Below are 24740 nucleotides of genomic sequence, written 5' to 3'. Positions count from 1 at the left end.
GACAGCATGAAACGTACAATCATTGATGCAAGTCAGTTAGAGTTAAATGACAAAGTAGTTGCTATCAAGCGCGTATCTAAAACTGTTAAAGGTGGACGTACCATGAGATTCTCTGCTTTAGTAGTTGTAGGCGATGGCAATGGTCACGTAGGCGCAGGCCTTGGAAAAGCAGGTGAAGTTCCGGAAGCAATCCGTAAAGGACGCGAAGCTGCAACGAAGAATCTGATTACGATTCCGTTAGATGAAAACAACAGTGTACCTCACGATTTCGTAGGTAAATTCGGAAGCGCAAATGTATTATTAAAGAAGGCTCCGGAAGGTACTGGTGTTATCGCAGGCGGTCCGGCACGTTCTGTACTGGAATTAGCAGGTATTAAGAACATCCGTACAAAATCTCTTGGTTCCAACAACAAGACAAATGTTGTTTTGGCAACAATTCAGGGATTATGCGAAATGAAGACTCCGGAAGAAGTTGCAAAACTTCGCGGCAAATCTGTTGAAGAGATTTTAGGCTAAGGAGGAGAACAAAATGGCAGAGAAATTAAAAATCACATTAGTGAAATCTCCAATCGGTGCTGTTCCGAAGCAGAGAGCAACTGTTGAAGCTTTAGGATTAAAGAAACTTCAGAAAACAGTTGAAATGCCTGACAACGATGCTGTAAGAGGCATGATCCAGAGTGTCAGACATTTAGTAAAAGTAGAAGAAATCTAATCATTCAGTAAGGAGGTGCAAAATCATGGAATTATCCAATTTAAGACCTGCTGAAGGTTCTAAACACAGTGATAACTTCAGAAAAGGACGTGGCCATGGTTCAGGCAACGGAAAGACAGCTGGTAAGGGCCATAAAGGTCAGAAAGCCCGTTCCGGAGCTACAAGACCAGGTTTTGAAGGCGGCCAGATGCCTTTATACAGACGTATTCCTAAGAGAGGATTTACAAATAGAAATACAAAAGTGATCGTTGGAATCAACGTGAACGCTTTAGAGAAATTCGATAACGACGCAGTAGTTACTGTCGAGACTTTAATCGAGGCTGGAATAGTTAAGAATCCACGCGACGGCGTTAAGATTCTTGGAAATGGAGAGTTAACCAAAAAGCTTACTGTTAAGGTTGACGCTTTCAGTGAAGGAGCAAAGGCTAAGATTGAAGCTTTAGGCGGAACCTGCGAGGTGATCTAATATGTTAAAAACCATCCAGAATGCGTTTAAGATTCCGGATATTAGAAAAAAGCTGATTTATACCTTTATGATGCTGGTTGTCATCCGGTTTGGCTCACAGTTGCCAATCCCGGGTGTAGACCCGTCATTTATCAGAGATTTTTTTGCAAAACATCAGGGCGATGCATTTAACTTCTTCAATGCGATGACAGGTGGTTCTTTTACCAACATGTCCATTTTTGCATTGAGTATTACTCCGTATATCACATCTTCCATCATTATACAGCTGCTTACCATTGCAATCCCCAAACTGGAGGAAATGCAGAAGGAAGGCGAAGACGGAAGAAAGAAGATTATTGAGTATACACGTTATCTGACAGTCGCTCTTGCTCTGATTCAGTCGACTGCTATGTCAATCGGTTTTGGCAGTTCAGGACTTCTGATTAATTACAACGCACAGACGACAATGGGTAAGATGGGTATGATTGTGGTTGCGGTTGCTACCATGACGGCAGGAAGTGCCCTTCTTATGTGGATCGGTGAGAGAATAACGGAAAACGGAATTGGAAATGGTATTTCCATCGTCCTGTTATTCAACATTATCTCCAGTATCCCGGAAGATGCGAATACACTTTACACCAGATTTATGGCTAACAAATCAGTTGCGATTGCCGTAACATCAGCTATTATTATTCTGGCGGTGCTCGTAGCTGTTGTAGTATTCGTTGTAATTCTGCAGGATGCTGAGAGAAGAATTCCCGTTCAGTATTCCAAGAAGATGCAGGGCCGCAGGATGGTTGGGGGACAGTCTTCCCATATTCCGTTAAAAGTGAATACGGCAGGCGTAATCCCGGTTATCTTCGCCTCTTCCATCATGTCTTTCCCGGTTGTTATCGCTCAGTTCTTTAAAGTGGACTACAGCACAATCGGCGGAAAGATTCTTATGATGATGAATTCATCTTCCTGGTTTAAACCGGAGCAGCCACTGTATTCAATCGGTATGATTGTATATATTGCGCTGATTATCATATTTGCGTATTTCTATACGTCGATTACCTTTAATCCGCTGGAAGTAGCGAACAATATGAAGAAACAGGGTGGTTTCATCCCTGGCATCCGTCCAGGCAAACCAACTTCTGATTATTTAAACAACCTTTTAAATTACCTCGTTTTCATCGGTGCAGTTGGACTGACTATCGTATGTATCATTCCGATTATGGTTTCCGGCCTCTTTAATGTAAGCCACTTATCTTTCGGAGGAACATCTTTAATCATTATCGTATCTGTTACGCTTGAAACGATTAAGGCGGTAGAGTCTCAGATGCTCGTACGCAATTATAAAGGCTTTTTAAATGATTAATTACTGGAAGAAACACGCCTGGCGTGTTTCTTTTGGTCTTTAAAGAAAAAATAAAAGGGGGTTATACGATGAAGATTATTATGTTAGGAGCTCCTGGAGCCGGAAAAGGCACTCAGGCAAAAAAAATCGCAGAGAAATATATGATTCCACATATTTCGACCGGCGATATCTTCAGAGCAAATATCAAGGGCGGAACAGAACTGGGCATGAAGGCGAAAGCATTTATGGATCAGGGACAGCTTGTACCGGATGAGATCACGATCGGGATGCTGATGGACAGAATTAAGGAAGATGACTGTAAAAACGGTTATGTTCTGGACGGCTTCCCAAGAACGATTCCACAGGCAGAAAGCCTTACGAAAGCGCTGGCAGATATGGGCGATGCGATTGACTACGCAGTCAATGTAGATGTTCCGGATGAGAAGATCGTATCCAGAATGTCCGGAAGAAGAGCATGTTTAAAATGCGGAGCGACCTACCACATCGTGTATAACGCGCCGAAGACAGAAGGAATCTGCGACGTATGCGGCGATAAACTCGTACTTCGTGACGACGATCAGCCGGAGACCGTACAGAAACGCCTGTCGGTTTATCATGAGCAGACGCAGCCTCTGATCGATTATTATAAGAAGGCAGGCTGCCTTGCCGAGGTAGACGGAACAAAGGATCTGGATGAAGTATTCCAGGATATTGCAGCAATCTTAGGAGAGTAATCATGGCGGTATCAATTAAATCCGAAAGGGAAATTGAACTGATGAGGGAGGCGGGGAAAATCCTCGCCGCCACTCATGAAGAATTAAAAGAAGCTCTGAAGCCGGGCATGTCTACCTGGGAAATCGACAGGTTATGCGAACGGATAATCAGAGGCTACGGCTGTATTCCTTCATTTAAAAACTATCAGGGATTTCCGGCATCTGTCTGTGTCTCGATCAATGATGAAGTAGTTCACGGAATTCCCAGGAAAAACAGATTTCTACAGGAAGGCGATATTGTCAGCTGGATACAGGAGTTATTTACAAAGGTTACCAGTCAGATGCAGCCAGGACTTATGGTATTGGAAAAATCAGTCCGGAAGCAGAAAAACTGATCCAAGTTACGCAACAATCTTTTTTTGAAGGGATTAAATTTGCAAAAGCTGGAAATCATCTAAATGACATTTCCTCTGCAATACAGGCTTATGCAGAAAAATTCGGCTACGGAGTCGTACGTGATCTGGTTGGCCATGGAATCGGCACAGAGATGCATGAGGACCCTGAAGTACCGAATTTTGCACAGAAGAGAAAAGGCATTAAACTGCAGGCAGGCATGACGCTTGCGATCGAGCCGATGATTAACGCTGGCCGTTATGACGTGGCAGGTCTGGATGACGACTGGACCGTAGTAACGGAAGACGGTTCCCTTTCTGCTCATTATGAAAATACGGTTCTGATTACAGACGGTGAGCCAGAGATTCTCTCTTTACCGAAATGATGAGGTGAGAAATGGTAATTTATGAGCAGGGCGGTTTGGTAAAGAGCCTGTCCGGACATGATAAAAATGAGATTTTTGTCATATTGCGTGAAGAGGGCGAATACCTTTATCTGGCGGACGGAAAAACACGGACATCAGATAAGCCGAAAAGGAAAAATAAAAAACACGTACAGATCATCCATGTAAAGAAGGAAGAACTGAACCAGAAACTGGTTCAGGGACTCCCTGTAACCGATGTAGAAATCAAAACTTTTATCAGGCATTTCAAAAGAGAAAATTAAGGTTTATTAGGAGGAAATTGCATGTCAAAAGCTGACGTTATTGAAATTGAAGGAACAGTTGTAGAAAAGCTTCCGAACGCCATGTTCCAGGTTGAACTGGAAAACGGCCACCAGGTGCTTGCACATATCAGCGGTAAGCTCGTATGAATTATATTCGTATTTTACCAGGTGATAAGGTGACAATTGAGTTGTCTCCATACGATCTGTCAAAGGGCAGAATTATCTGGAGAGATAAATAAAAAAAAGTGACGCGCATGGAAAGCGCGGTACTTTTTGCTACGGCTTGACTGCCAGGTCAAGGCGGTTCCCGTATCTCTGTTATTTTTATGGAACGGGGAACGAGTAAAATATAAAAATCGCTTGCATAAATGCGGAATAAGTGTTATAATGCTCAAGCGACTTTGTTGAATGCTGGGTGAACTTTGCCCAAAAGTGAGTCCAGCTGCGTGATGTACCTGAAAAAGCAGAATCAGAGATTTATGACACTCACGGGTGCGTTTGAAGTCTGTATAATCAGGGAGTCAAGGAAAGGAGAATTGCTGTGAAGGTTAGATCATCAGTAAAACCGATTTGCGAAAAATGCAAAATCATTAAGCGTAAAGGCAGTATCAGAGTAATCTGTGAAAACCCGAAGCACAAACAGAGACAAGGTTAAGATTTACTAATAATTAATGGAGGTGTACTACACAAATGGCTCGTATTTCAGGTGTTGATTTACCAAGAGAAAAACGTGTTGAAATCGGCTTAACTTACATCTACGGAATTGGTAGAGCAAGTTCAAACCGTATTCTTGCAGAGGCTGGCGTGAGTCCTGACACTCGTGTTAAGGATTTAACCGACGACGAAGTTAAGAAGATCGCTTCAGTAATCGCTGATACTCAGTTAGTAGAAGGTGATTTACGTAGAGAGATCGCTATGAACATCAAGAGACTTCAGGAAATCGGATGCTATCGCGGAATCCGTCACAGGAGAAGTCTGCCGGTTCGTGGTCAGAAGACAAAGACTAACGCAAGAACCCGTAAAGGTCCGAGAAAGACTGTAGCAAACAAGAAGAAATAATAAGAGCACTTAGTGAACTTACGATCACGAGTTCGGTGCAAGTTACGAAACTAAAAACGAATCACGTTGCATGTTTTAAAAACAGGAAACAGGATTCAGTAATTGAAGAGAAAGTAGGTTAGTTTAAAATGGCTAAAAAAATGTCCACTGGCAAGAAAGTGACAAAAAAGCGTGTAAAGAAAAACGTTGAACGCGGACAGGCGCACATCCAGTCATCTTTTAATAACACAATCGTGACATTAACAGATGCACAGGGAAATGCTTTATCATGGGCAAGTGCAGGCGGTCTGGGATTTAGAGGTTCAAGGAAATCTACTCCATATGCAGCTCAGATGGCGGCAGAAACTGCAACTAAGGCAGCTCTTGTACATGGTTTAAAATCCGTTGACGTTATGGTTAAAGGACCGGGCTCAGGCCGTGAAGCAGCTATTCGTGCTCTTCAGGCATGTGGCTTAGAGGTAACAAGTATTAAAGACGTAACACCAGTTCCACACAATGGTTGTCGTCCACCAAAACGTAGAAGAGTCTAATTAGGAGGAAATAAAATGGCAGTTGATAGAGTTCCTGTTCTTAAAAGATGCAGATCCCTTGGTCTTGATCCAATCTATTTAGGAATTGATAAAAAATCAAACAGAGAATTAAAAAGAGCAAACAGAAAAGTAAGTGAATACGGCCTTCAGTTAAGAGAAAAACAGAAAGCAAAATTCATTTACGGTGTACTGGAGAAACCTTTCCGTAATTATTATGCAAAAGCTTCCAAGATGGACGGCATGGTTGGTACAAACCTTATGGTCCTTCTTGAAAGAAGACTTGACAACGTACTGTTCCGTATGGGCCTCGGACGTACAAGAAAAGAAACAAGACAGATCGTTGATCACAAGCACGTTTTAGTAAACGGCAAGCCTGTAAACGTTCCGTCTTACTTAGTAAAAGCCGGCGATGTAATCGAAATCAAAGAGAAGTATAAATCTTCTCAGAGATACAAAGACGTGTTAGAAGTAACAGCAGGAAGAATGGTTCCGGCATGGTTAGATGTTGACCAGGAGAACCTTCGTGGCACTGTTAAAGAAATGCCAACCAGAGACGAAATTGATGTTCCTGTAAATGAAGTGCTTATCGTCGAGCTGTACTCTAAATAATAGGCTTTCGCAATAGTCCGGCTTTAGAGCCGGACGTTGCCGCTTTCGCGTAGCCGCTATTAAAAAGAGTACAGAAAAACCCTCGATATAATTCCCAGAAGGAGGGGCTTAGTAGTGTTCGATTTTGAAAAACCAAACATTGAGATTGCGGAAATCTCAGAAGACAAGAGATACGGCAGATTTGTAGTAGAACCCCTGGAAAGAGGTTACGGTACTACACTGGGAAACTCCCTGAGGAGAATCATGCTTTCTTCTTTGCCTGGTGCTGCAGTCAGCCAAGTGAAAATCGATGGCGTTTTGCATGAGTTCAGTTCGATTCCTGGCGTAAAGGAAGATGTAACTGAAATTATTATGAACATCAAGAACTTAGCAATTAAAAATGACAGTGACAGCAACGAGCCTAAGATCGCTTACATTGAGTTTGAAGGCGAAGGTGTGATCACTGGTGCTGATATCCAGACTGATGCGGATGTTGAGGTTCTCAATCCGGACCAGGTAATCGCTACTTTGAGCGGCGGCGCTGACAGCAAGTTCTATATGGAGCTTACCATTACAAAGGGCCGTGGATACGTAAGCGCAGAGAAGAACAAGAGTGAGGATTTGCCAATCGGCGTGATCGCGGTGGATTCCATCTACACACCGGTAGAGCGTGTAAACCTCTCTGTTGAAAATACACGTGTCGGTCAGATTACAGACTTTGACAAGCTTACTTTGGATGTATATACCAACGGAACGCTTGATCCTGACGAGGCAGTCAGCCTTGCAGCAAAGGTTCTGAGCGAACATCTGAATCTTTTCATTGATCTATCTGAAAATGCCAAGACTGCAGAAGTCATGGTAGAGAAGGAAGATAATGAGAAGGAAAAAGTATTAGAGATGAATATTGATGAACTGGAGTTATCCGTTCGTTCTTATAACTGTCTCAAACGTGCCGGAATCAATACCGTTGAAGAACTGTGCAACAGGACTCCGGAAGATATGATGAAGGTTCGTAACTTAGGCCGCAAGTCCTTAGAGGAAGTGCTAGCCAAGCTAAAAGAACTCGGATTACAGCTAAATCCAAGCGAGGAGCAGTAAAAGCGACGAGCTTGGATGCTACTTCTTGTTACGTAAGAAACAAGAAGGTTCCCGTAAGAGGAGCAGTAAAAGCGACGAGCTTGGATGCTACTTCTTGTTACGTAAGAAACAAGAAGGTTCCCGTAAGAGGAGCAGTAAAAGCAGTAATCTAATGGAATTTATGGATGCTAGGCACCGTGACAGTAAGCCCGAAGAAGCATGTGCGGTGTTCCACAAATGGAGGAAAGAGATATGGCAGGATATAGAAAGCTGGGAAAAACTTCCAGCCAGAGAAAAGCGTTAATCAGAAATCAGGTAACAGCTCTGCTGCACAACGGCAAGATCGTTACTACAGAAGCAAGAGCTAAGGAAATCCGCAAAGTTGCAGAGGGCCTGATCGCTTTAGCTGTTAAGGAAAAAGACAACTTTGAAACCGTTAAGGTACTGCAAAAGTAGCTCGTAAAGATGCTGACGGCAAGAGAGTGAAAGAAGTAAAAGACGGAAAGAAAGTTACTGTTTACGATGAAGTAGAGAAGGAAATCAAGAAAGATATGCCGTCCAGACTTCACGCAAGAAGACAGATGTTAAAGGTTCTGTACGATGTAACAGTTGTTCCGACAGAATTAGCAGGCAAGAAGAGAAACACAAAGTCAGTTGATCTTCCTGCAAAATTATTTGATGAGATCGCTCCTAAGTATACAAACCGCAACGGTGGCTATACAAGAATCGTAAAGATCGGCCAGCGTAAAGGCGATGGAGCTATGGAAGTTCTGATCGAATTAGTATAATCGAAGGCTATGCTAGAAGGTATGCCGTCCTGAACGGATACATTTATCCAAGCAGAGATTGAGGCTGTCAGATAGGAAAATTATTCCTGTCTGACAGCCTTTTTGCTTTCCAGGAAAGACCTTGTTCTTGTAAAGTGTTAAAGTTCTAGGAGAAACCATTTTTCGTATGTGTGCCGGTTTGCCGGATACAGAAGAAGCCGCTTTTACATGCATTTGACATGAATTACCGGAAATGTTACCATTGTGCCAGGAGGACGAGACATGGGAAAGATCATACTGATAGCGACTACGCCAGCAATGCGGGAGATGGGGATCGAATTAAAACGGAAATTACCCGATAGTGATAATCTGATTGTGCTTCAGGGCGCGATGGACAATGCGGTAACGATAGCGAAAGACCTAAACAGCAAAGAAGCAGATGCGATTATCTGCCGCGGAGCATCGGGGAGAATGCTGGAAGAGATGGATCTGAGCATTCCGATCATCGATATTTCAGTTTCCGATGAAGAAGTCATTCATAAAATATAACTGTACCTGTCCGTTTCATGGAGCAAAAGACCGCGCAATAAAAAAGAAAGAATAATGTAAGTTGACGGGGGTGTTTGGTAGACAGTATAATTAAACTAGGCAGAAGGTATTTCCTAAAAGGTAAACAGGAGGGATTGGAAATGAAAAGTTTCAGGAAAAAAGTCTGGTTAATACTGCTTGCCGGCATATTTGCCGTCAATACATGCATACCGGCGTTTGCCGCCTCTCATACGATTTCGTCAGTCAGCATTAAGATCAAAGCAGATGATGTGGAAGTTGGGGAACATCTGCCGGATCTGTCTTATGGAAGTTCTGCTGGAGATAATGACGGAGGCGTATATGTATATACGACATCAGGTAAATATATTATCCGGGAAGTGGAATGGGTGACATCAGAATCCAAGGATATGAAGGTCGGAGACGAGCCGAAGATGAAGGTGTGGCTTACTTCAGATGATGATGATTACTATTTCCGCGGGACATATCGTTCCAGCAACGTTTCGGTAAGCGGCGGAAGCTTTGTGGACGCGAAGAAGGACGACGGCGATCTGGTAGTTACAGTCAAGCTAAATCCGATCAAAGGTACGTACGACGAGCCGGATGATGCATACTGGAAGGAAAACAGCCTTGGAAAGGCAAGATGGAGCAGAGGCGACAGCAGCAGCGGAGCGTACGATGTGTATCTGTACCGCGGCAGTTCCCTGATTAAGAAGGTAGAAGAGATTGAAGCAACATCTTATAACTTTTATCCATATATGACCCAGAAGGGAACCTACAGTTTTAAGGTCAGGACAGTGCCGAAGAGTTCAGATGAGAAGAAGTATGGCAAGAAGAGTGACTGGGTAGAATCAGATGAACAGTATATTGCATCAGAAGATGTTTCTGACGGAAGCGGACAAACGGACAACAACGGAACAGGCAGCGGCGGCAACAACGGACAGGTCGGATGGATCCAGGATGGCGACAACTGGTACTTTAAGTATCCCGACGGCAATTATCACAAGAACGGCTGGCTGAAATGGTCGGATAAATGGTATCTGTTTGATGCCAACGGCTACATGCAGACGGGATGGAAACAGATCAACAATATATGGTATTACCTGAGTACAGATGGAAACGGCCCGAAAGGGGCCATGAAGACTGGATGGATTCAGCTGAATAATGCCTGGTATTATCTGAACCCCAGCCCAGACGGACCGGAGGGCGCAATGGTGACCGGTTGGCTCACTGTGAACGGCAAACGGTATTACATGGGCCCTGGCGGCGCTATGATAGAGGGATGGTATAAAATCGGCGACGGATACTACTATTTCTATCCGGGCGACGGCTCCATGGCAGCAAATACGACAATTAATGGATTCCAGCTGGATGCGAACGGCGTCTGGATCATGAGATGAGGTTGAGTGCATAAATGAAAGAATGCTGCGTACTGTTGGCGCCTCAGAGAGAAATTGCTGATATCGCAGAGGAAGAGTGCAGGAAAAGAAAGTGGCCGTGCAGAGTCATTTACTGTGTGAACAACAGCGTTGCCGTTGAATTTGCTAAAAAGTACAAGGAAAACGGCATCAAAGTGTTCATCAGCCGCGGCGGCATGGCCAAGGCAATTGAACGGGAGGCCGGAGTGACGGCAGTGCCTATAGAAATCAGTTTCCAGGATATTGCTGAGGCTGTCACGCTGGCGAAATCATTGGGAAAGAAAGTGGGAATCAGCATCAATACGGTTCTGGAATATGATTTAAACAGAATCAGAGAGATGTTGTCCATAGACGTGGATGTCATAAGGATTCCGCCGAACGGACTGCTAATTGATGCGATCCAGAAGGCGAAGGCAGACGGATTCGACGTAATCGCAGGCGGCGTGGCTCCTGTATATTTTGCCCAGCAGGAAGGAATGAAGACCGTTTCTCTTCAGTCAGGGAGAGATTCTGTTTTTACAGCCATAGAGAAGGCCGTGGTGAGAGCCAGAGGCAGCTATGGGCTGGAGATGTTTCAGAGTCTTCAGGAAGGAATTATCATACTAGACCAGGCGAATGAAGTGTTTTATGTCAATGACAGCGCTTGCAGAATGATGGCAGCCGATCAGGCTGCCATTTTAAATAAACGCCTGGAAGACGTGCTGCCGATGCTGTCGTCAGCAGGAAAAACAAAAGATGACACGTATGGAATATATACGGCGTTTACATTTAAGAAAAAATGTTTTCTTCAGACATATTCCTCAGTCTGTCTGGACAATACGTTTGAAGGAAAAATGATACAGATTTACGATTCCGATGTGATCGAAATGCTTCATTCGAGAATGCGAACGTACAGCCCTGAAGGTAAGAAAACGGCGAAATACATGTTTTCAGATATCGTAACCCGAAATGACGGTATGAAAAAACTGATCCGTCACGCCGTTTTATATGCAAAGACAAACTCTACGATTCTGATTACCGGAGAGACGGGCACGGGCAAAGAGCTTTTCGCTCAAAGCATCCACAATGCGAGTTACCGGAGAGACCAGCCATTTATAGCAGTAAACTGTTCTGCAATTCCAGAAAGTATTTTGGAAAGTGAACTGTTCGGGTACGAGCCGGGAGCATTTACAGGAGCGCTGCGCTCCGGAAAAAAGGGGCTATTTGAAGCGGCGGAAGGCGGCACCATATTTCTGGATGAAATTGGCGAGCTTCCGGCACAGCTGCAGGCTAAGCTCCTGCGTGTGCTGCAGGAAAAGGAAATTATGAGGGTTGGCAGCAGCGAGGCAATTCCTGTTCATGTGCGTGTCATAGCGGCTACTCTTGCGAACCTGGAAGAAAAAATGGAAAGAGGAACATTCCGGAGAGACTTGTATTATCGGCTGAATATTCTGAACCTCCATATTCCGCCCCTGAGAGAGCGGGCAGATGATATCCCATGCTGATCCAATATCTGACGGATAAGATTTCGCACAGACTGCAGATTAGCCGGCCTGATTTCAGTGAAGAAGAGATATGCCTGTTTCAGAAGCGACCATGGGAAGGAAACGTACGGGAGCTGGAAAATATTTTGGAAAGGATAGCAGTTCTGAACGGTCAGCCTGGTGAAGGTGGGATAGAATATGTAACAGAAGAGATTTTATCAGATAAAAGCCGAAGGAATTCTAAGACAGTTTATCATGCTGAGGCGGAAAAAAACATACAGACGCTGGAAGAAACAGAGAAACGGATGATTCTAAAAGCGTTGCAAAGAAACGGTGGGAATAAAGAGAAAGCCGCCGGAGAACTGGGGATCAGTGCAACTACCCTATGGCGCAGAATGAAGGAATGGGAAATTCAAAATGAAAAATAAATTTTCGTTTTGAAAATCATCAGGCAGTTTTCCCGATGAAATGAAGCGGAAAAGGGACTACTGATCGTGAAATAGTAGTAAAAAAACAGTAAATAAAGCAAAAAGAGTAGGATTATCAGAAATAATAAATAATCCTGCTCTTTTTGCACTTTTTGGCATATGAATTGCTTTATATTTAGGTAGAAACCTGATTTCTATTTCAGAAAGGATCGAAGGTATGAGAGCAATTATTCTGATGTACGATTCATTGGTAAAAAATATGCTTCAGCCGTACGGATGTGAGTGGACGAGAACTCCAAATTTTCAAAGGCTGGCAGAGCATACTTTAAAATTTGAAAATTGTTATGTGGGAAGCCTGCCATGCATGCCGGCGAGGCGGGAGATGCATACGGGGCGATATAATTTTTTTACGAGAAGCTGGGGGCCGTTAGAGCCGTTTGACGACTCGCTTCCTGAAAATTTGATGAAAAACGGAATTCATACTCATTTAATCAGCGATCACTATCACTACTGGGAAGAGGGAGGCGCTAATTACCACACACATTTCGGAACCTGGGAAATTGTCAGAGGACAGGAAGGAGACAAATGGAAAGCGAATCTGAAGGACCCCTCAATTCCTAAAGAGGTGATCGCCAGGCCTACCCACAGATGGAGGCAGGACTGGGTAAACCGCGGATACATGGACTGTGAAGAGAAACAGCCGCAGACGGTAACATGGGGGCTGGCCTTAGATTTTTTAAAAGAAAACAGCGATTGTGACAACTGGATGCTCCAGATCGAATGCTCGATCCTCATGAACCCTTTTTTACCCAGCAGAAGTATAAAGATTTATATCCTCATGATTATAAGGGCCCGTTTTTTGACTGGCCGCCTTACAGGAAGATTCAGGAGGATGATCCGGACGGCGCCAGAGAACATATACGCTGCCAGTATGCGGCGTTGCTTTCCATGTGCGACAGGAATCTGGGTAAATTGCTGGATTGGATGGATGAGAAAAATATGTGGGATGACACAATGCTGATTGTAAATACGGATCACGGATTTATGCTGGGAGAACATGACTGGTGGGGGAAAAATGTAGGTCCTACATATAATGAAATTGCCAACATCCCCTTATTTATATGGGATCCAAGACACAAAAAAGTAGGTGAAACGAGGTATGCACTGGTCCAGACAATAGACCTGGCGCCAACCATTTATCAATATTTTCAGGTTCCTGTACCTGAAAGTGTCATGGGAAAGGATTTGCAGACTGTGATCCAGGGAGATCAAAAAATTCATGAGGCAGTCGCATATGGAAGTCATGGCGGCAATATCAACTGTACGGATGGAAGATACGTATACATGCGCGCTCCGGACCCGGAAAATGATGAGCTTTTTAATTATACGCTGAACTGTTCTCACATGTGCCAGGGATTTACAAGGGAGGAAATGGAGAAGGCCAGGCTGACAGGACCGTTTGGCTTTACGAATGGCTACCCTGTACTGAAGGTCAAAAAGATAAAACCAAAGACACAGTCAGGACAGATGAATCTGGGGGATTTCCTGTTTGACCTGAAGGAAGACAGGAGTATGAACCGGAATATGGAAGATGAGAAAATCGCTAAAATGATGCGTGAACATATGATTCATATTATGGAAGAAAACAGTGTCCCTGAGGAAGTATTCGTGCGGTACAGGCTGAGAGAGGAGGATACGACGTGAAGAGGCTGAACATGAAAAATTTTCCGCTGTGTACCATAGCTGCGGCTGCTGTATTTCTCTACCTTGGGATCAGCAAATTCGGATTTTGGGACGAGGTGAAAGGCCCGGTAGGTGGATTTTATCCATCCCTGATTGCAGGAATGCTGCTGATAGTCAGCGTCCTGGCCTTTGGACAGTCCTGGAAGGAAGACGTACCGGAGTTGAAAAAGGACGACATTAAGGTCGCCCTTGCTGCTGTCGGGATTCTGGCTGCCTCATATGTGGTGGGGATGATTCCGGCAATCTTCCTCTATCTTGCGATCTGGATGAAATGGATCGAAAAGGCGGGATGGAAACAGACGCTGCTGTTGACTGTATGTGTTGGAGGGGCAGCATGGATGATCTTTTCCGTATGGCTGGGAATCCAGTTTCCCAGGGGCATGTTGGGAAACTTTATAAAGTACTAGAAAGGAGGCAGGTATGGAAAATCTGAACTTATTGTTCCGGGGATTTCAGGTGGCGCTGACCGTGCAGAACATAGGAGCTGCAGCCCTGGGAGCCATGCTGGGAATTATAGTCGGAGCCATGCCGGGAATCGGAAGCCTGGCAGGAGTTGCATTGCTGCTTCCGCTCACGTACAAGTTTAATCCGACGACGGCAATTATCATGTTGGGAGCGCTTTATTATTCCAATATGTTTGGCGGAGCTACAGCGCAATTCTGATTAATATCCCCGGCGACGGTCCGGCAGTTATGACGTCTCTGGACGGATATCCCATGGCTCAGAAAGGACGGCCGGGACAGGCGCTGTTTACAGCCAATATTTCCTCCTTCCTGGGCGGTCTGATCGGCATGATTATCCTCGCGTTTACCGGCCCTATGCTGGCCAGGCTGGGGCTGAACTTCGGCCCGGTGGAAATGGCGGCCCTTCTGCTGGTGGCGATGACTTCGATCGGATGGTTGATGGGAGAGAATCCCACGAAAGGAATCATATCATCCCTGACCGGAATCCTGATTGCATGTATTGGAATGGATGCCGTGACTGGCACGCCCAGATACCATTTCGGAAATACGTATCTGCTGGGCGGCATTCCATTTACACCGCTTGTCATCGGTATTGTTGGCTTTTCAAGGGTTATGAGCCTGATGGGGAAGAGAGAAGAACGACCTCCGGTAACCGTGAAGCTGCGGTTAAAGGACAGTTTTATAACATCCTCTGATTTCAGACGGCTGCTGCCTGTTGCGATCCGGTCAGGAATTTTGGGAACGTTTATCGGAATACTGCCGGGAGCCGGAGCCACGACGGGAGCATTTGCAGGTTACGCGGTGCAGAAGAAGTTTAAAAGTGCTGAGCCTCTTGGTACAGGGGCTGTAGAAGGAATTGCAGCATGTGAAGCGGCGAACAATGCCGCGGCGGCAGGGGCATTTTCTCCTCTTCTTGCCTTGGGAATACCGGGATCAGGAACGGGAGCCGTGCTGCTGGGCGGACTGATGATGTGGGGACTGAATCCAGGACCGCTTTTGTTCACAACGAATCCTGATTTCGTATGGGGGCTGATTGCCTCGTTGTTCCTTGCAAATATTATTACGTTGGGAATTGCATTTTGCATTATTCCATTCCTCGTAAAAATACTGTCCGTACCAACAAGATATATGATTCCTGCGATTACCACAGTCTGCATTGTAGGCTCATTCAGCGCAACCAATTCCATTTATGGGGTGATTGTCATGCTCTTGGCCGGATGCCTGGGATATCTTATGAATTGCTGCGATTATCCTACGGCTCCGCTTGTTCTGGCTATTGTGCTGTCTAAGATTTTCGAGACGAATTTGAGAAGGGCATTTCTGATGTCGGGAGGAAGTCCCATGATCTTCTTCCAGCATCCCATATCAGCAGTGTTCATGTGCGTACTGATTGTTTTGATTATGATACCGACTATCCGCGCAGCGCGGGGGAGAATGCGAAAGGAGAACTGATTATGAAAAAAATGATTTTAGGGGCGGCAGTATGGATGTGTATGGCAGCAACAGCTGGATGTTCAGGGACAGGGAAGGAAACTTCGAAGACAGACACCCCAAAGACAGAGGCAGCACAGGCGGTTCAGACAGGGGAGAAGGAAACAGGGCAGGAAGAGAGCGGCCGGGAAAATGCCTGGAAACCGGAAAAAAATATTGAATGGGTCGTGACATCCAGCGCAGGCGGCGGCAGTGATATCTACACAAGAATGATCTCAGACATTATGAAAAAAGAGGGGCTTGTAGATCAGACGATTCTGGTTAATAACCAGACGGATGGAGGAGGTGAAGTGGGACGCCTCAGGGTCAGCCAGGAGAAGAGCGACGGCCACCTGCTGCTCACATTCAACAGCGGGGATCTTGTACCAATGGTTACGAATACGGATAACAGAATTGAAAATTTCAGACCGATTGCAGTTATGGCGGTGGACAGGCATTTGCTGCTGAAAGGAAAAGCAACGCCGTATGCAGATTTGAAAACTGCGATTCAGGCGGCAAAGGATGGAACGAAAGTTACGGTCGGGGGCTCTAAGGGGGAGGATTACAGGCTATATAATATGCTGCTTTCTGTTTCCGGGCTGACAGATAAACAGCTGACTTATATCATGTATGACGCCACTTCGGATGCCATTACTTCCCTTTTAGGCGGCCACATCGATTACTGCATATCGAAACCGGCATCCAGCATTCAGTATATGGAATCAGGCGATGTAGAGGCAGAAGCGGCGTTAGCAAAGGAACGATTTGGAGGAAGTCTTTCCGAGGTCCCGCTTCTTTCCGAGGTTACAGGGCTTGAGGACATAGAAGCTCCTATCTGGAGGGGAATAGTCGGTCCGGCTTCCATGCCGGATGAGGCTGTGCAATTCTGGAGTGATACGATGGGAAAGGTAGCGGAAACGGAGGAGTGGAAGAACGATTACATCGAGAAAAATATGCTCACTCCGCTATATATACCAGCTGAAGAGGCGGCAACTTATATGAAGGATTATCAGGATACGATCCTGGCGGAGAAATAGATAAAGAAAATGGAGGAAAAGCAGTGCGAAACATAACAGTCATGATAAAACCTGCCTCCGGGCTTTGTGATCTGCGCTGCAGATACTGTTTTTATCATGATATCACCGAAAAGCGGAATGTAAAAAACTGCGGTATGATGGATACGGAGACAGCTGAAGTAATCATTAAACGTGTTATGGAAGAACAGGTTCTTTCCTGCTGCTTCGCTTTTCAGGGAGGCGAACCGCTTTTGAGAGGTCTGGACTTTTATCGCTGGTTTACGGAGACGGTACGATCCTGCAATAAGAAAAATAGAAAGGTCAGTTATGCAGTTCAGACAAATGGGATACATCTGAACGAGGAATGGGCAGAGTTTTTCAGGAGAAATCATTTTCTCGTTGGGATTTCCCTGGATGGTCCGGCAGAAATACATAATCAGATGCGGATAGATGGCGATGGGAAAGGCACGTACGGCAAAGTCCGCAGTGCATGCAGCCTGCTGACCAGGTATGGCGTTCCATATAACATACTCTGCGTTGTTACTTCTGCTTCTGCGAGGTATGGAATGAAAATTTATGAATATTGTAAAAAACAGGAGTTTTCTCATATACAATTTATTCCGTGTATGGAACCGTCCGGCAAAGAGAGAGGGGCATATGCCCTTTCCGATCAGGCATTTGAAAGCTTTCTAAAGACCATATTTGATCTGTGGTTTCAGGATTTTCAAAAGGGGAAGTATATCAGTATCCGCCATATCGACAATTACCTGGCCATACTGGCAGGAGAGGTACCGGAATTATGTACAATGAAAGAACGATGCAGCTGTCAGTTTGCCGTAGAGGCTGACGGCAGCGTGTACCCATGTGATTTTTACATGACAGATGAATGGTGCCTGGGCAATATCAAAGACCATTCCTGGGAAGAGATGCGGTCGGGGGAAACGGCAGAAAAATTTATTGCTGGTTCTGCCCTGGGAGAAACGTGTCTGGGCTGTGAATGGAGGCTGGTGTGCAAGGGAGGCTGCCGCCGCGACAGAGAGGAGGGGAAGAATATCTTCTGCCAGAGCTACAAGGGATTTTTCGATTATGCGATTAGGCGGTTGGAGACTGCTGCAATGGCGTTTAATGGAAGGTGACCCGTTTCAAACGGCTCTTTCTGATATCATAATAAAACAGGCCGGCTGTTGTAATCACAGATACGACAGCCGGCTTTTATGATGTTAAAATTTCTTTTTTGGAATTGAACTATTTCCATATAATATTGAAAGCATTACCTTGCCATATGAAATGAATGGAAGTAAGATTGAGGAAAAGAAAGCAGCACCGCTCAATATATCACAGTGAAACAAACCTGTACATCATCAGGAATAAAATTTTTCTTGCGTTACATGCTTTCCTCTTGTATACTTGGGGGTGAAATTATGAAAGAAGGTCCAAAATGGGAATAATAAAAGCTGCTAAATTAATCTTTGATTATGTTAAAAGAGATGATGAAGAGCATGTGGAAGAAGTTAACCGGGCGATCGATGATTTGACGCTGGATATCCGGGAAGGTGACTTTGTGGCAATACTGGGACATAACGGATCGGGAAAATCCACATTTGCCAAGCATGTGAACGGAATACTTATGCCCACAGAAGGCACCATATGGATTTCCGGGATGGATACCAGTGATGAAGAATATATTTGGGATATCCGCAAGACAGCCGGAATGGTGTTTCAGAATCCTGACAATCAGATTATCGGCAATATCGTTGAGGAGGATGTAGGATTCGGCCCTGAGAACATGGGAGTGCCTACGGAAGAGATCTGGAAGCGCGTGGACGAGAGTCTGGAAGCGGTAGGTATGACAGCTTACAGAATGAAATCCCCTAATAAACTCTCCGGAGGACAGAAACAACGGGTTGCTATTGCTGGCGTCATGGCGATGAAGCCAAGATGCATTATTCTGGACGAGCCGACGGCTATGCTGGACCCCAACGGCAGAAAAGAAGTTATCAGAACAATTCGTGAATTAAATAAGAAAGAAAAGATTACGGTTCTTCTGATCACCCATTATATGGAAGAAGTTGTCCGGGCAGACCGCGTAATTGTTATGGACAACGGACGAATCGTCATGGACGGCACGCCGAAAGAAATATTTTCCAGGGTAGGAGAACTGAAAGAATACCGCCTGGATGTGCCGCAGGTGACGGAACTGGCATATGAACTGGCAGAAGCAGGTATTCCGCTGAGCCGCGGGATACTGAGCATGAAGGAACTGATCGCAGAACTCGTTCCTTATATGAAGGAACAGCTGGGGATGGATGAAAAAGAGCCGGAACAGAAAGAAGAAAAGAACGAAGAAAAGAACGAGGCAGAACATGGCAATTAAAGTTGTTAATTTAAGTCATATATATGGAAAAGGCACTGCTTTCGAACAATACGCCCTGAAAAATATTAATATGGAGATTGAAGACGGTCAGTTTATAGGACTGATCGGTCATACAGGATCGGGAAAATCGACATTCATTCAACACTTAAACGGGCTTTTACGGGCGGACAGCGGTGAAATCTATTATAATGGGGAAAATATATATCAAAACGGATATGATATGAAAAAGCTGAGAGGGAAGGTGGGACTCGTTTTTCAGTATCCGGAACACCAGCTTTTTGAAATAGATGTGTTTACGGATGTGTGTTTCGGACCTAAAAATCAGAAGCTGCCGCAGGAAGAGATTGAGCAGCGTGCAAAAGACGCGCTCGAGATGGTTGGCCTGGATGAGAGCTACTATAAACAGTCACCTTTTGAGCTTTCAGGAGGAGAGAAGCGCAGGGTTGCAATTGCAGGAGTTCTGGCGATGAAGCCGGAGGTTCTGATTCTGGACGAGCCGACGGCCGGCCTGGATCCGAAAGGGCGGGATGAAATTCTGGAACATATTGCCGGACTTCACAGAAAAAAGAAGATGACAATCATACTTGTATCCCATAGCATGGAAGACATGGCGAAATATGCGGATCGGATTATCGTAATGAACCAGGGAGAAAAGGTGTTTGACGATACTCCAAGGGAGGTATTTAAACATTTCAGAGAACTGGAAAAAATGGGTCTGGCAGCACCGCAGATTACGTATATCGTACATGCGCTGAGAGAGGCGGGGATTCCGATTGACAACAGTCTGATTACCGTACAGGAAGCAAAGGATGCAATACTGAAATTACTCGGAAGATAGGAGAAGTCATGCTGAGAGAAATTACAATAGGACAATATTATCCTGTCGATTCCGTGCTGCACCGCATGGATCCAAGGACAAAGCTGTTCGGGACGATGATTTTCATCATCTCCCTGTTCATAGCAAAAAATCTGTGGGCCTATCTGCTGGCAACCGCATTCCTGGCCTGTGTTGTCAGGCTGTCGAACGTTCCGTTCCGATTTATTGTCAGGGGGCTGAAAGCTGTTTTTATCCTGCTCCTGATCAGTGTCAGCTTCAACCTGTTTCTGACAACGGGAGAACCTGTAGTGCAGCTGGGCTTCTTAAAGATTACCAGGGAAGGCATTCAGATGGCTGCATTTATGGCATTACGCCTTGTATACCTCGTAATCGGATCGTCGGTTATGACGCTGACAACGACGCCGAACGAACTGACGGACGGGCTGGAAAAAGGGCTTGGTTTTCTTCGGATCGTGAAGGTGCCTGTACACGAAATTTCCATGATGATGTCCATTGCCCTGCGTTTTATTCCTATACTGGTAGAAGAAACAGACAAGATCATGAAAGCACAGATGGCAAGAGGGGCTGACTTTGAGAGCGGAAATCTGATTCAGAAGGCGAAAAGCATGGTACCGCTGCTCGTGCCGCTGTTTATTTCGGCGTTTCGGAGGGCCACGGACTTGGCGATGGCAATGGAAGCGAGATGTTACAGAGGTGGAGACGGCAGGACGAAGATGAAACCGCTGAAGTATGCCGGCAGGGATCAAGCGGCTTACGCATTTTTACTCCTTTATCTGGCCGTCATGATCGGAATCCGATTTGCCTTGAAGAGATGATATAGATTATCCGGTAAGATATGGGATCATTACAGGAAGACATGAATCAAATAAAATCAGGAGAATTTACATGAAACGTGTAAAACTGGTAGTTGCCTACGACGGTACAAAATACTGCGGATGGCAGCTGCAGCCCAATGGGGTGACAATTGAAGAAGTATTAAATAAAGCTCTTTCAGATCTTCTGAAAGAGCCTGTTGCTGTAATAGGGGCCAGCCGAACGGACTCAGGCGTTCACGCGATGGGAAACGTGGCTGTATTCGATACGGAAAGCAGAATTCCCGCTGATAAAATCTGTTATGCACTGAATCAGAGGCTTCCGGAGGATATTAGAGTTCAAAGCTCCATAGAAGTGCCGGCAGGCTGGCATCCCAGGAAACAAAACTGCGTGAAAACATATGAATACAAGATATTAAACAGGAAAATTGATATGCCTGTATGGAGGCGTTACACACATTTCTGCTATTTTCCGCTGGATGTGGAAAAAATGAAGGCAGCGGCTTCTTATTTCCTGGGAGAACACGACTTCAAAAGCTTCTGCACCGTTCGCACTCAGGCTGAGGAAACGGTGAGAACCATATACAGTCTGGATGTGACGAAGTCTCATGACGATATCATTACCATTCGGATCAGCGGAAGCGGTTTTCTGTATAATATGGTACGCATTATTGCAGGTACGCTGATCAAAGTCGGTATGGGCGCTTATCCTCCGGAGCATGTGGAAGAGATTCTGGATGCCAGGGACCGTCAGCAGGCCGGTCAGAAAGTGGCGGCAAAAGGCCTGACCCTCATAGGGCTGGAATATGAAAAAGAGCTGAGGACGTTTCTTTCCGGAAAGAATAAGTACTGGAGCTATGATGTGCTGCAGACCCACATTCCATCAGACAAAACGGCGTATCTCTTTCTTCACAGGAGTACGGAAGAAGAGCTGGCAGGTGTGATGAAACGCGTGATCCACCAGGCTTTCCGAAACGGAGCTGCGCGCGTTATGGTAGCGGATCTTGGAAAATCGGGTGTGAAAGAGGGAATGTACGGGTACTACCGCATGAGAAGAGAAGCGGATGGAGAGCTATTTTGGGGAGGCATGGAACCTTCTGATCTTTCCGCTTTGGATAGGATTCCGGAACTTAAAAACCCAAGGGCCGCTGAGAACTGGCCCGACTGCCCGTATTTATTGCGGAAGATGGAAAAAAGGCCTGATTTCCTACGATTTTACTTGATTTTTCTGGAAAAATGGGTTGACACAAAAGTTTTCATATAATATAATGTATAACTGTGACGTTAGACAAAAATGCTTAACCAATGCCCCGGAGTAAGCATTTTAGGATATAAGTTATCTCTACAATGACATTGATTTTAACAGGAGGTTGACCAATGAAGAGTTTTATGGCTAGTCCAGCGACAATTGATAGAAAATGGTATGTAGTCGATGCAGAAGGATGTACATTAGGACGTTTAGCTTCAGAAGTTGCTAAGGTTTTAAGAGGAAAGAATAAACCGATTTTTACACCACATATTGACTGCGGTGATTATGTAATCGTTGTAAATGCAGATAAAATTACTGTAACAGGTAAGAAGTTAGATCAGAAGATCTACTACAATCACTCTGATTATGTAGGCGGAATGAAAGAGACTACTTTAAGAGAAATGATGGCTAAAAAGCCTGAGAAGGTAGTTGAGTTAGCAGTTAAGGGTATGCTTCCAAAGGGACCTTTAGGAAGAAGCATGATGGACAAACTTCACGTATATGCAGGACCTGATCATGAGCAGGCAGCACAGAAACCAGAAGTTTTAACATTTTAATGAGGTCTTGAAAGGAGGAAATAGAAATGGCTAACGCAAAATTCTACGGAACAGGAAGAAGAAAAAAATCTATCGCCAGAGTATACTTAGTAGCTGGTACAGGTAAGATTACAATTAATAAAAGAGATATCGACGAGTATCTTGGACTTGAAACATTAAAATTAATCGTTCGTCAGCCGCTTGTTGCTACAGAGACAACAGATAAATTTGACGTATTAGTAAACGTTCGCGGCGGTGGTTTCTCCGGCCAGGCAGGTGCTATCAGACATGGTATTTCCAGAGCACTGCTTCAGGTAGACGGTGAATACAGACCAGTTCTGAAAAAAGCAGGTTTCTTAACAAGAGACCCGAGAATGAAAGAAAGAAAGAAATATGGTCTCAAAGCTGCACGTCGTGCACCACAGTTCTCCAAACGATAAGCAATTATTTATTTATGATATAAGCAAAACCCACAAACCTAATGTTTGTGGGTTTTTTTTACTTTCTAGGAAAGGCCTTGTTATTGTAAAGTGATAAAGCGTATGGTTTCCGTTTGCAAATATCCCATACTGGATAGTTGAAAGACTGCGGCTAAAGTGATAGAATACTATTTTCTTCTAAAAATATAATAATATTTAGGATAAGGAGATGACTGCATGGAATGGGAGAAACTGCTTACGGATGAACGCTTTTTTGATAGAAAGAAGGAGGGCGGCAAACCTTATAAAAATGATTATGATACAATTATCTGCAGTACGTTGTTTCGCAGGCTGCAGGACAAGGCACAGGTTTTTCCCCTGGAAGAGGACGATTACGTAAGAACCAGGCTTACGCATTCTCTGGAAGTATCTGCTGTAGGAAAGAAGCTGGGAGAATATGCATTCCAGGAGCTGAAAAAAGAAAAGAAGGATGTATGGTTTGATAACCACTCCGAAAAAGAATTTTCGGATATTCTTTTGTGTGCAGGCCTTGTACATGACATCGGCAATCCTCCTTTTGGACACTTTGGGGAATATGCGGTCCGCGAGTGGTTTCAGGATCATATTCAGGACATGAGACTTGGAGAAAACAAGATCACGGATATATTATCATCGGAACAGCTTTCCGATTTTTTTAATTTTGAGGGAAATGCCCAGTCCCTGAGAGTCCTTTCCAAAACTCCGTATTTAGGCAGAATGGAAGGATTTAACCTGTCTTATGCCGTATTGGGAACAATTGTAAAATATCCGGTTTCTTCGGGAGCTTTGAAGGCGGATAATCCACAGAAATACAGGAAATTCGGCTACAATGTATCGGAGAGAAAGCTGTTTTTGGCACTGGATCGGAAGACGGGCATGAACGGCAGCCGCCATCCCCTTTCTTATCTTCTGGAAGCGGCAGACGACATTGCATACAGGACGTCGGATATGGAAGATGCCATGGTGAAGCAGGTCCTGAATTTTTCACAGATAACTGAGGCCTTTGAATATCATGCCGCCCACCATATGGACGACGAACGTGACAGAAAAATAGTTATTCAGTGTATTTCTAAGTTAAAGGATATGTATCAGGAGGAGATTGACAATAGAGGGCGTAAACCGGAACTGACTGCGGTACAGAGATGGAATCAATTGATACAGGAACTTATGATTCATGATGCAGTCACGTCTTTTGTGAGAAATTACGAGGCGATTATGACGGGTAAATTTGCAGGCGATCTGTTTGAAGGAACGGTTTCAGGCCATATGATACAGGCTATTTCAAAACTGAGTGAAGCATTTATTTACACGAGTTCCGTAAAAATCAAAACAGAACTGTTCGGACGCCGTGTGATCGATTCTCTGCTCAGCCAGTTTATGGCAGCGGCCGTAAAGTATGATACGGAAGAAAAACTGACTTTTATAGACTGCAGAACCATGGATATCGTTTCCGGATTTTACAAATCCATGTACCGTTCGGAGTCAGAGGGGAAGAGCGAGGGAGAACGGCTGTATCTTCGCATTCTTATGATCACTGATTATATAAGCGGTATGACTGATAATTATGCGAAAAGACTGTATAAGGAATTGTTTGCATAACAGAGCCGCAGAGGTTCTGGGCTGCATGTTTAAGCTT

General features: G+C 44.8%; 29 protein-coding genes and 3 pseudogenes. All 32 read left to right on the top strand.

Annotated features, from left to right (window positions below; all coding sequences use genetic code 11):
- The first annotated feature begins 6 nt into the window (after positions 1–6).
- The 32 genes and pseudogenes from rpsE to DXA13_RS06490 all read left to right on the top strand — a co-directional run bounded on the left by rpsE (position 7) and on the right by DXA13_RS06490 (position 24703).
- Positions 7–516, top strand: coding sequence for a 30S ribosomal protein S5 (rpsE, locus tag DXA13_RS06635; protein ID WP_118242681.1), 510 nt, complete (start codon positions 7–9; stop codon positions 514–516).
- Between the two features lie 13 nt (positions 517–529).
- Positions 530–712 carry a 50S ribosomal protein L30 gene (gene rpmD, locus DXA13_RS06630; protein ID WP_118242679.1) on the top strand — a complete coding sequence of 61 codons (183 nt, stop codon included), beginning with the start codon at positions 530–532 and terminating at the stop codon, positions 710–712.
- 25 nt (positions 713–737) lie between these two features.
- A complete protein-coding gene (gene rplO, locus DXA13_RS06625) occupies positions 738–1178 on the top strand; it encodes a 50S ribosomal protein L15 (RefSeq protein WP_118242677.1) in 441 nt (146 codons plus the stop codon).
- A 1-nt stretch (position 1179) separates the two neighbouring features.
- Positions 1180–2517, top strand: coding sequence for a preprotein translocase subunit SecY (gene secY, locus DXA13_RS06620; RefSeq protein WP_118242675.1), 1338 nt, complete (start codon positions 1180–1182; stop codon positions 2515–2517).
- A 68-nt stretch (positions 2518–2585) separates the two neighbouring features.
- Positions 2586–3230, top strand: coding sequence for an adenylate kinase (locus tag DXA13_RS06615; RefSeq protein WP_118242673.1), 645 nt, complete (start codon positions 2586–2588; stop codon positions 3228–3230).
- Between the two features lie 2 nt (positions 3231–3232).
- A pseudogene (map, locus tag DXA13_RS06610) lies at positions 3233–3987 on the top strand (type I methionyl aminopeptidase).
- An 11-nt stretch (positions 3988–3998) separates the two neighbouring features.
- Positions 3999–4268 carry a KOW domain-containing RNA-binding protein gene (locus DXA13_RS06605; protein ID WP_118242671.1) on the top strand — a complete coding sequence of 90 codons (270 nt, stop codon included), beginning with the start codon at positions 3999–4001 and terminating at the stop codon, positions 4266–4268.
- 21 nt (positions 4269–4289) lie between these two features.
- Positions 4290–4507: pseudogene (infA, locus tag DXA13_RS06600) on the top strand (translation initiation factor IF-1).
- A gap of 302 nt (positions 4508–4809) precedes the next feature.
- On the top strand, positions 4810–4923 hold the full coding sequence (gene rpmJ / locus DXA13_RS06595; protein WP_003497809.1) for a 50S ribosomal protein L36: 114 nt from the start codon (positions 4810–4812) through the stop codon (positions 4921–4923).
- A 35-nt stretch (positions 4924–4958) separates the two neighbouring features.
- Positions 4959–5327, top strand: a complete 369-nt coding sequence (gene rpsM / locus DXA13_RS06590; RefSeq protein ID WP_118242668.1) for a 30S ribosomal protein S13 — start codon at positions 4959–4961, stop codon at positions 5325–5327.
- A gap of 128 nt (positions 5328–5455) precedes the next feature.
- Positions 5456–5857: a 30S ribosomal protein S11 gene (gene rpsK, locus DXA13_RS06585; RefSeq protein ID WP_118242665.1), complete on the top strand. Its 402-nt coding sequence runs from the start codon at positions 5456–5458 to the stop codon at positions 5855–5857.
- 15 nt (positions 5858–5872) lie between these two features.
- Entirely contained in the window at positions 5873–6466 is a 594-nt protein-coding gene (rpsD, locus tag DXA13_RS06580; protein ID WP_118242663.1) for a 30S ribosomal protein S4, read from the top strand.
- 114 nt (positions 6467–6580) lie between these two features.
- Positions 6581–7543, top strand: a complete 963-nt coding sequence (locus DXA13_RS06575; protein WP_118242660.1) for a DNA-directed RNA polymerase subunit alpha — start codon at positions 6581–6583, stop codon at positions 7541–7543.
- A 231-nt stretch (positions 7544–7774) separates the two neighbouring features.
- Positions 7775–8310, top strand: a pseudogene (locus tag DXA13_RS06570) (L17 family ribosomal protein).
- 261 nt (positions 8311–8571) lie between these two features.
- Positions 8572–8838, top strand: coding sequence for a PrpR N-terminal domain-containing protein (locus tag DXA13_RS06565; protein ID WP_118242657.1), 267 nt, complete (start codon positions 8572–8574; stop codon positions 8836–8838).
- A 140-nt stretch (positions 8839–8978) separates the two neighbouring features.
- Complete coding sequence (locus tag DXA13_RS06560) at positions 8979–10235, top strand: N-acetylmuramoyl-L-alanine amidase family protein (protein ID WP_118242654.1); 1257 nt, start codon at positions 8979–8981, stop codon at positions 10233–10235.
- A 14-nt stretch (positions 10236–10249) separates the two neighbouring features.
- Positions 10250–11737, top strand: coding sequence for a sigma 54-interacting transcriptional regulator (locus DXA13_RS22350; RefSeq protein WP_118242652.1), 1488 nt, complete (start codon positions 10250–10252; stop codon positions 11735–11737).
- Complete coding sequence (locus tag DXA13_RS06550) at positions 11731–12144, top strand: helix-turn-helix domain-containing protein (protein WP_118242649.1); 414 nt, start codon at positions 11731–11733, stop codon at positions 12142–12144. Before DXA13_RS22350 ends, DXA13_RS06550 begins: the two co-directional genes overlap by 7 nt.
- A gap of 217 nt (positions 12145–12361) precedes the next feature.
- Entirely contained in the window at positions 12362–13165 is an 804-nt protein-coding gene (locus DXA13_RS22875) for a sulfatase-like hydrolase/transferase (protein ID WP_347559736.1), read from the top strand.
- A complete protein-coding gene (locus tag DXA13_RS22870; protein WP_347559739.1) occupies positions 13063–13848 on the top strand; it encodes a sulfatase-like hydrolase/transferase in 786 nt (261 codons plus the stop codon). Before DXA13_RS22875 ends, DXA13_RS22870 begins: the two co-directional genes overlap by 103 nt.
- Positions 13845–14294, top strand: coding sequence for a tripartite tricarboxylate transporter TctB family protein (locus DXA13_RS06540; protein WP_118242647.1), 450 nt, complete (start codon positions 13845–13847; stop codon positions 14292–14294). Before DXA13_RS22870 ends, DXA13_RS06540 begins: the two co-directional genes overlap by 4 nt.
- A 13-nt stretch (positions 14295–14307) precedes the next feature.
- Entirely contained in the window at positions 14308–14550 is a 243-nt protein-coding gene (locus DXA13_RS21580) for a tripartite tricarboxylate transporter permease (protein WP_243009009.1), read from the top strand.
- A 29-nt stretch (positions 14551–14579) separates the two neighbouring features.
- Positions 14580–15803 (top strand): tripartite tricarboxylate transporter permease, encoded by a 1224-nt coding sequence (locus DXA13_RS06535; protein ID WP_347559735.1) that lies wholly within the window; start codon positions 14580–14582, stop codon positions 15801–15803.
- Between the two features lie 2 nt (positions 15804–15805).
- Positions 15806–16858 (top strand): tripartite tricarboxylate transporter substrate binding protein, encoded by a 1053-nt coding sequence (locus DXA13_RS06530; RefSeq protein WP_118242644.1) that lies wholly within the window; start codon positions 15806–15808, stop codon positions 16856–16858.
- Positions 16859–16881: 23 nt separating this feature from the next.
- Positions 16882–17973, top strand: a complete 1092-nt coding sequence (locus tag DXA13_RS06525) for an anaerobic sulfatase maturase (protein WP_147348000.1) — start codon at positions 16882–16884, stop codon at positions 17971–17973.
- 302 nt (positions 17974–18275) lie between these two features.
- On the top strand, positions 18276–19211 hold the full coding sequence (locus DXA13_RS06520) for an energy-coupling factor transporter ATPase (RefSeq protein ID WP_118242639.1): 936 nt from the start codon (positions 18276–18278) through the stop codon (positions 19209–19211).
- Entirely contained in the window at positions 19201–20049 is an 849-nt protein-coding gene (locus tag DXA13_RS06515) for an energy-coupling factor transporter ATPase (protein WP_118242637.1), read from the top strand. The genes DXA13_RS06520 and DXA13_RS06515 overlap by 11 nt, the downstream gene beginning before the upstream one ends.
- Positions 20050–20057: 8 nt before the next feature.
- Positions 20058–20864 carry an energy-coupling factor transporter transmembrane component T gene (locus tag DXA13_RS06510; protein WP_118242634.1) on the top strand — a complete coding sequence of 269 codons (807 nt, stop codon included), beginning with the start codon at positions 20058–20060 and terminating at the stop codon, positions 20862–20864.
- 70 nt (positions 20865–20934) lie between these two features.
- On the top strand, positions 20935–22125 hold the full coding sequence (truA, locus tag DXA13_RS06505) for a tRNA pseudouridine(38-40) synthase TruA (protein ID WP_118242632.1): 1191 nt from the start codon (positions 20935–20937) through the stop codon (positions 22123–22125).
- A gap of 113 nt (positions 22126–22238) precedes the next feature.
- On the top strand, positions 22239–22667 hold the full coding sequence (gene rplM / locus DXA13_RS06500; protein WP_118242630.1) for a 50S ribosomal protein L13: 429 nt from the start codon (positions 22239–22241) through the stop codon (positions 22665–22667).
- 26 nt (positions 22668–22693) lie between these two features.
- Positions 22694–23086, top strand: coding sequence for a 30S ribosomal protein S9 (gene rpsI / locus DXA13_RS06495; protein WP_118242628.1), 393 nt, complete (start codon positions 22694–22696; stop codon positions 23084–23086).
- 216 nt (positions 23087–23302) lie between these two features.
- On the top strand, positions 23303–24703 hold the full coding sequence (locus DXA13_RS06490; RefSeq protein ID WP_118242626.1) for a deoxyguanosinetriphosphate triphosphohydrolase: 1401 nt from the start codon (positions 23303–23305) through the stop codon (positions 24701–24703).
- Positions 24704–24740: the final 37 nt, after the last annotated feature.

It is taken from the genome of Clostridium sp. AM58-1XD, from assembly GCF_003464085.1.
Taxonomy (GTDB): Bacteria; Bacillota; Clostridia; order Lachnospirales; family Lachnospiraceae; genus Lachnoclostridium_A.
The sequence above is the reverse complement of the archived record's forward strand: the minus strand, read 5'-3'. Positions and strand labels throughout refer to the sequence as shown.